The organism is Streptomyces tricolor (assembly GCF_002155905.1).
In the GTDB taxonomy this organism is placed as follows: domain Bacteria; phylum Actinomycetota; class Actinomycetes; order Streptomycetales; family Streptomycetaceae; genus Streptomyces; species Streptomyces tricolor.
Genome location: NZ_MUMF01000803.1, coordinates 1 through 2,551 on the forward strand (window position 1 = coordinate 1; position 2,551 = coordinate 2,551).

Consider the following 2,551-nt stretch of genomic DNA (forward strand, 5'->3'; position numbering starts at 1 on the left):
GGCCGCGACCGAGTGCGACCGGCTGCGCGACCGGCTGGCGGCGGTCGCCCGGGGCGAGGCGTTCCTGCTCCACGGAGGTGGCTGCGCCGAAACGTCCGCGGGCCCTACGGCCGACGCGGTCGTCGGCAGGCTGGCCACCCTCCTCCAGATGGCGGTCACCCTGAGCTACGGCGCCGGCGTGCCCGTGATCAAGGCAGGCCGGATGTCCGGCCGGTACGCCGAGCCGCCTTCCCAGCCCGAGGAGACACGTGACGGCGCGACGCTCCCGGTGTACCGGGGCGGCGCGGCCGGCGGCACGGAGCCCACCGTCGGGGCCCGCCGCCCCGACGCCGCCGGCCTGCTGCGCGCGTACACCGCCTCGGCGGGCGTCCTCAACCTGATCCGCTCCTATGTCACGGGCGGCCCGGCCGACCTGCACGAGGTGCACAACTGGAGCCGTGGCTTCATCGAGAGCCCGGCGGGTCGGCGCTACGAGCGCCTGGCCGACGAGATCCTCCGCGCACTGCGGTTCATCCGCGCCAGCGGCGCCGCCCCCGCCGAACTGCGCACCGCCGAGTTCTTCGTGAGCCACGAAGGACTGCTGCCGGACTTCGAGGAGCCGCTGACCCGGCGCGACGAGCGCACCGGCGCCCCCCACGCGACCAGCGGCCACCTGCTGTGGATCGGCGAGCGTGCCCGGGCGCTGGACGGCGCCCACGTCACGTACGCCGCGCGGATCGCCAACCCCGTCGCGGTCGAACTCGGACCCGACACCCGCCCGGACGAGGTCCTCGGCTACCTGGACCGGCTCGACCCGCGGCGCGAGCCGGGGCGGCTGACCTTCGTCGTCCGGGCCGGCGCGGACCGGGTGCGCGACGTCCTGCCCCCGCTCGTGCAGCGGGCCCGCGCCGAGGGCGCCCGCGTGGGCTGGGTGTGCGACCCCGTGCACGGCGACACCCTCGCCGGCATCGGACCGGGGACCCGCCGGTTCGACGACGTCCTCGCCGAGGCGCACGGCTTCTTCGACGTCCACCGGGCCCTGGGCACCCACGCCGGGGGCCTGCACATCGAGCTGAGCCGCGACGACGTCACCGAGCGTCCCGGCGGCGGGTCGGGCACCGGCGAACAGCACCTGCCGCGCCGCAACGAGGCCGCCCGCGCCCCCGGGCTGAACCGTGCTCAGTCCCTGGAACTGGCCTTCGCCGTGGCGGAGATGATGCGGAACTGATCCCACCGCGCGGTGAAAACCTCACAGCCACCGCCGGATGCCCAGCCGATGCGGACTCGATAAAGCGGCTTCGTAGCATTCCCGCCGAATCGTCACTGATTCCGAGACGGCGGTGCCGAACCGCCGCGGCAAATTCAGGAGTCAGCTCTCATCGGGGGGTACGCATGCTCGGAAGCGTCGTCATTGTCGGTGGTGGTACGTCGGGCTGGATGACGGCCGCCTATTTGCGCCGCGCGCTCGGTGACAAGGTGTCCGTCACCCTCGTCGAATCCAAGCGGATCAAGACCATCGGGGTCGGCGAGGCCACCTTCAGCACGGTCCGGCACTTCTTCGACTATCTGGGTATGGCCGAGCACGAGTGGATGCCCAGGTGCAATGCCACGTACAAGCTCGGTATCCGGTTCGAGAACTGGCGGGAGAAGGGCCACTACTTCTACCACCCGTTCGAGCGGCTGCCCGTGGTGGACGGCTTCCCGCTCACCGACTGGTGGCTGGCGAAGCAGCCCGGCCCGCGTTTCGACCAGGACGTCTTCCTGATGTCGTCGATCGTCGACAACGAGCGCTCGCCCCGCTTCCTGGACGGCACCCTCTTCGAGCAGGAGTTCGTGGAGCGCGCCGGTGACCCGGCCCGGACCACCCTGTCCGAGCAGAGCACCCAGTTCCCGTACGCCTACCAGTTCGACGCGTCGCTGCTCGCCGACTACCTCTGCGAGTACGCCACCGAGCGCGGCGCCCGCCACATCGAGGACGACGTGCTCGACGTGGTCCGCGACGAGCGCGGCTGGATCAGCCATGTCGTGACCAAGGAGCACGGTGACCTCACCGGCGACCTGTTCATCGACTGCACCGGATTCCGCGGCCTGCTGATCAACCAGGCCCTGGAGGAGCCCTTCGTCTCCTACCAGGACACCCTGCCCAACGACAGTGCCGTCGCCCTGCGCGTCCCCGTCGACATGGAGAAGCGCGGCCTGCGCCCGTGCACCACCGCCACCGCGCAGGACGCCGGCTGGATCTGGACCATCCCGCTCTACGGCCGCATCGGCACCGGCTACGTGTACGCCTCCGACTACTGCGGCCCGGAGGAGGCGGAGCGCACCCTGCGCGAGTTCGTCGGCCCCGAGGCCGGGGACCTGGAGGCCAACCACATCCGCATGCGGATCGGCCGCACCCGCCAGTCCTGGGTGAACAACTGCGTTGCGATCGGCCTGTCCAGCGGCTTCGTCGAGCCCCTCGAGTCGACCGGCATCTTCTTCATCCAGCACGGCATCGAGCAACTGGTCAAGCACTTCCCGGACGCCGGCTGGGACCCCGGGCTGCGGAGCTCGTACAACACCGCCGTGGCCC

The 2,551-nt window shown here is 71.5% G+C and carries 2 protein-coding genes; both read left to right on the top strand.

Annotated features, from left to right (window positions below):
* Positions 1-1,207, top strand: a 1,207-nt coding sequence (locus CCN44_RS39810) for a 3-deoxy-7-phosphoheptulonate synthase (protein WP_107502167.1), incomplete at its 5' end; no start/stop codon positions are given.
* A gap of 164 nt (positions 1,208-1,371) precedes the next feature.
* Positions 1,372-2,551: tryptophan halogenase family protein (locus tag CCN44_RS39815; protein ID WP_086704013.1), on the top strand; the 1,180-nt coding region annotated here is incomplete at its 3' end.